The sequence below is a fragment of the Clostridium disporicum genome, from assembly GCF_001405015.1.
Classification (GTDB): Bacteria; Bacillota; Clostridia; order Clostridiales; family Clostridiaceae; genus Clostridium; species Clostridium disporicum_B.
Window position 1 is genome coordinate 1 of sequence record NZ_CYZX01000043.1, and the last position, 5,028, is coordinate 5,028.

A 5,028-nucleotide genomic window follows, 5' to 3' on the forward strand; every position below is an offset into this window, starting at 1 on the left:
AAGTTTTTCATATTATTACTATGCGCAAAAAAGGAAGTTCAAATTCGAACTTCCTTTTCTTTATCGGCAAATATCAAATTTTTTTTGATACAGCCCCTTTTATTTGAAAAAAATATCATATAGGAGAGGTGAAAAGAATTGAAATTATCAAAAGGTAAAAAAATTACACTTTGGGTTATAGGAAGTTTATTAACTATAATAATAGCAACAGTAGCTACAGGATATATTTATTTAAATAGTTTAATTAATAAGACTGTTGAAGTTCAGGTAAATCAAGAGAATATTGGAATAACTGAAGAGGTTGAAGAAGAGTTATCTAAATATAGCGATACTATAATAAATATAGCTTTATTTGGAATAGATGCAACTGATGGGGGAAGAGGAAGATCTGACTCTATAATGATAGCTACAATAGATACTCATAATAAAAAATTAAAGCTTACTTCAATTATGAGAGATTCATATGTAAGTATAGAAGGATATGGAAATGATAAAGTAAATCATGCTTATGCCTTTGGAGGTCCAGAGCTTGCAATAAATACTCTAAATAGAAATTTTAATTTAAATATAACAGAGTTTGCTTCTGTTAACTTTTCAACATTACCTAAAGTAATAGATTTATTAGGTGGAGTTGAAATAGAGATAATTGATGAAGAAGTATCTCATGTTTCAGGTATCAGTGATCCTGGTATTTATATCTTAACAGGGGAACAAGCACTACAATATTCAAGGATTAGATATGCAAGCGGTGGTGACTATAAGAGAAGTGAGAGGCAAAGAAATATATTAAATTCAGTATTTAAGAAACTGTTAAATATGAATGTGACACAATATCCTTCATTATTAAATGAGATACTGCCTATGGTTGAAACAAATTTAAAATCATCAGATATACTAGATTTAGGTAATGAAATCATAAAGATGGGAATACCATCAATTGAACAAGAAAGGTTCCCATTAGATGGTTACTGTCAAGGACAAATGATAGGTGGAATATACTACTTAGTTTTTGATAAAGAAACAGCAGTAAGCCAATTGCATAATTATATATTTGAAGATACAAAGATATGGTAATGCTATACACGTCGGGGCCAATTGATTAGACATGGCAGGTGCAATTAATTCCAGGTATAAGTTGATTTTTTAGTTTTAAATAGTGATGAATAAAACTAACTTAATATATAAATGAAGTTAAGGATTAATAAAAAGTGATTTTAAAGATATTTACGTAAATGTCGAGATATGTTATTATTAATCGTAATTTAATTAAAAACATATTCTATTAAAGTTATATTATCAATAATTTGTTGATATAATTAATATTTACTTTATCTTACTATAATTATTAACTATGTAGAATGTAAAAATTAATCAATTATAAACTTAAAGTTTTATATAAGGGGGTATCATAAATTATGAATGATAATTTAAAACTTTACAGATGCGTATTTTTAAAAGAAAATAATGAATTTATTATAGGTAAAGATATATTTAATGAAAAAGTATATCATATTAGAAAATCAGAAGAAACTGAAGGATTTAAAATTGGAACAGATAATTCTTTTTATGCCGAGAAGGAGATGAAAGGAATTCTCTTTAAGAAGAATATATTAAAAGTAATAAATTATAATAAAGTAATTGAGATGGCTTAATTTTCTATAATTGGCCATCTCTTTTTTTATTTGTAAAAATGAAATAGGAAAAAATTATTTATAAAAAATTTTAACAGTGAAAATAATTTATTACTTAAAATTGTTAGAAAATGCAAATTATTTAATTAAGAGATTTCTTTTCAAGAAAATAATTTGATGATATAATCTTTTTTGTCGAATAAAGAGGGTTATTTGTCGAATAAACAGGAAAAATAAGTGAATTATAGGAATGGATTATTTTATGGGAGAGTTGAAGCTAGGAAAAATAATTAACGCTTTAAAAAGTAATTTCAGGTTAATTTTAATTTCTACTCTATCAGTAACTTTAGTATCATCTATAGTTACTTTTTTCTTTGTTTTGCCTAAATATGAGGCAAGCAGTAAGGTTTATATTGGTAAAGAGAAATTTAAAAATGTATCAACTACTTATAGTAATGATGAAGTTACGATGTATCAAAAACTTATTAAAACTTACGCAGAAATAGCTAAGACTAAGAATCTTATGGCTAAGGCTATTAAAAATGTAGGTGAAGACATAACAGTAGCTGAGGCTTTAAGAAAGGTACAAGTAGTACCAATAGCTGACACGCAGATTTTACAATTCAAATATGTAAGTTCTTCAAGAGAGGAATCTTATAATATGATTTATGGATTAACAGAGGAATTTATGAAGCTTTCTAAATCACTTTATCCTAATGGTAATGTGCATATTATAGAACAGCCTAAGGTTCCACAAGGTACAGTAAGCCCTAACAAAACAATGAATATTGCTATAGGAGCAATATTAGGAATTATGCTAGGAGTTGGCATAGTAATTCTAAAGGAATATATGAATAATAGCTTTAATGATAAAGAAGAGATAGAAGAATTTTTACAAGTTTCATGTTTAGGTGTAATTCCTAACTTTGAGTAAATAGAATTATCTTAAAATTATATTGATATATCATATTACTTCAGCACTAATTCAGTAGCATAAAAATTTCTATTGTTTATTCCATGAAAATTACTAAAGTTTCTGAACTCACTACGTTCAGACAGTAGAAACTTCTTAACGTAATTTTAATTACATAAACAATGAAATTCTAAATGCCACTTCATGATGTGCATTGCGTAATTATGATATATCAATATTAAATAGGTAAGATAACATAAATGAGAAATATTGACTACGGCAATTATGAAATTTTCAACTATGTTAAAGAGAGAAAGAGTTGCCTTAATGAGAAGTGATTATAAGGAATAGGAGTGAAGAAAATGGAAGAACATATTATAAGTATTGAAGAAATTTTTGAAGCTTTAAAGAAGCGTTGGAAGATGATAGCTTTAATAACTATTTTGGCTACAGTAGTATCAGGAATTTTTAGCTTCTTTGTAATAAAACCTGCATATGAGGCAAGTACTAAGGTTTTTATAGGTAAGGAAGAAAGTTCTGAGGAAGGGTATAACAGTAATGATATAGCTATGTATCAAAAACTTTTAAAGACTTACTCAGAAGCAATAAAAACTAGAGATTTGTTAACTTCAGCAATCAAAGATACAGAATATGACGTAACACCAGGGGAGGTAGCTTCAGGCTTAACTGTAACTCCTGTAAGTGATACACAAATACTTCAAATAAAGTATAAAAGCTTAGATCCAGAAGAAGCAGCAGTAATACTTAAAAGTATAACTACTAATTTCATAAAGACTGCTAAGGAATTAGTTCCTAATGGAAATGTAAGAGTAATAGAAGCTGTTGAAACTCCTAAAAATCCAGTAAGTCCTAATAAAGTGATGAATATAGCTATAGCTTTTATTTTAGGATTAATGGTAAGCATAGGATTAGTATTCCTTCTTGAATATATGGACAATACTTATAAAACTAAAGAGCAATTAGAAAATGAATTAGAAATACCTGTACTTGGTGTTATTCCTAATTTAGAAGATTAAAAGGGGGAAGGGAAATGTTTGTAGTTGAAAAACAGCCAAAGTCTATAGCAGCTGAAAGTTATAGAACTCTTAGAACTAATATTCAATATTCTTCTTTTGATAAAGAGTATAGAACTATAGTAGTTACAAGTTCAGAACTAGGAGAAGGTAAGACTGTAACTTCAGGAAATTTAGCATTAGCATTAGCTCAAGGGGAGAATAAAGTTTTATTAATAGATTGCGATATGAGAAAGCCTTCAATTCATAAGAATTTTAGGATTTCTAATGAAAGTGGATTATCAGAGTTATTACTTCATAAGAAAACTATGGAAAATATATCATGGAAATATAATGATAATTTAACTTTAATACCAGCTGGTAAAGTTCCACCAAATCCTTCAGAAATGCTTGGATCAAGAGTTATGGGAACTTTCTTAGATGAAATGAAAAAACATTTTGATTATATAGTGATAGATACTCCACCACTTGGAGCTGTAACAGATGCTCAAGTTCTTTCTACAAAGGTTGACGGTACTATTTTAGTAGTTAAGGCTGGAAGTACTAAGAAGGATGTTGTTATGAACTCAGTTAATCTTATTAAAAAGGTTAATGGTAATTTAATAGGTACTGTTCTTAATGGAGTAGAAAAATCTAAGAATAAGTATTACTACTATTATGGAAATTAGTAAGTAAAGCTTACTAATTAATAAAAATATTATTGGTCTTATGTCAATATTTTGGACACAAAAAGTCAAACTTTTTTATGCTGCACTTCTAGCTAATAATTCACATTGATCTGGAGTCATGTAATTAATAGAAGAGTGTAGCCTTTTTCTGTTATACCAACCTTCAATATATTTAAAAATAGCCATATTAACTTCTTCGAAGGTACGGTATGTATTTCTATATATTTCTTCCTTTTTTATTAATGAATGAAAAGATTCTATACAAGCATTATCATATGGACAACCTTTTTTACTAAACGATTGTATAATATTAAACTCTTTGCATAGCTCCCTTAAATCATTGCTAGTGTATTGAGAGCCTAAATCGCTATGAAATATTAATTGCTTATTCTTATCGGGAGATTGGCTGTAATAAGCATTTTTTAAGGCTTTAACAACTAAATCATTAGTCATTCTCTGACCGAAAGCGTAGCCAATTATTTTTTTAGAATATAAGTCTAGAACTGAAGCTAAATAGCACCAACCATCTTTGATAGTATAAATATATGTAATATCTCCTACCCATTTTTCGTTAATAGAAGTAGTAGTAAAATCTCTTTTCAAAACGTTTTCTAAATCTTCTGCTACCTTTTTACTTGAATGAGGTTTGTATTTTTTTACAGTTACTGCACAAAGGCCAAGTTCAGTCATTCGTCTTTGAACTCGCTTCAATGATACATTGAAACCTTCTATACCAAGTATATAATGAATTCTAGGAGCACCATATATGCCTTTATTCTCTT

The 5,028-nt window shown here is 27.9% G+C and carries 6 protein-coding genes; 5 read left to right on the forward strand and 1 reads right to left on the reverse strand.

Annotation, left to right across the window (positions count from 1 at the left end):
- The first annotated feature begins 138 nt into the window (after window positions 1-138).
- The 5 genes from ARA56_RS16035 to ARA56_RS16055 all read left to right on the forward strand — a co-directional run bounded on the left by ARA56_RS16035 (window position 139) and on the right by ARA56_RS16055 (window position 4,246).
- Window positions 139-1,074 (forward strand): LCP family protein, encoded by a 936-nt coding sequence (locus ARA56_RS16035; RefSeq protein WP_055268485.1) that lies wholly within the window; start codon window positions 139-141, stop codon window positions 1,072-1,074.
- Window positions 1,075-1,415: 341 nt separating this feature from the next.
- Window positions 1,416-1,652 (forward strand): hypothetical protein, encoded by a 237-nt coding sequence (locus tag ARA56_RS16040; protein WP_055268487.1) that lies wholly within the window; start codon window positions 1,416-1,418, stop codon window positions 1,650-1,652.
- 229 nt (window positions 1,653-1,881) lie between these two features.
- Complete coding sequence (locus ARA56_RS16045; protein ID WP_084759093.1) at window positions 1,882-2,565, forward strand: YveK family protein; 684 nt, start codon at window positions 1,882-1,884, stop codon at window positions 2,563-2,565.
- A gap of 341 nt (window positions 2,566-2,906) precedes the next feature.
- The gene (locus ARA56_RS16050) at window positions 2,907-3,581 is read left to right on the forward strand and encodes a YveK family protein (protein WP_055268489.1); all 675 of its coding nucleotides are present in this window, start codon (window positions 2,907-2,909) and stop codon (window positions 3,579-3,581) included.
- Between the two features lie 14 nt (window positions 3,582-3,595).
- Window positions 3,596-4,246, forward strand: a complete 651-nt coding sequence (locus tag ARA56_RS16055; RefSeq protein WP_055268492.1) for a CpsD/CapB family tyrosine-protein kinase — start codon at window positions 3,596-3,598, stop codon at window positions 4,244-4,246.
- A 75-nt stretch (window positions 4,247-4,321) separates the two neighbouring features.
- On the opposite strand, the gene ARA56_RS16060 is transcribed toward ARA56_RS16055, so the two are convergent.
- Window positions 4,322-5,028: IS3 family transposase (locus tag ARA56_RS16060; protein WP_055268494.1), on the reverse strand; the 707-nt coding region annotated here is incomplete at its 5' end.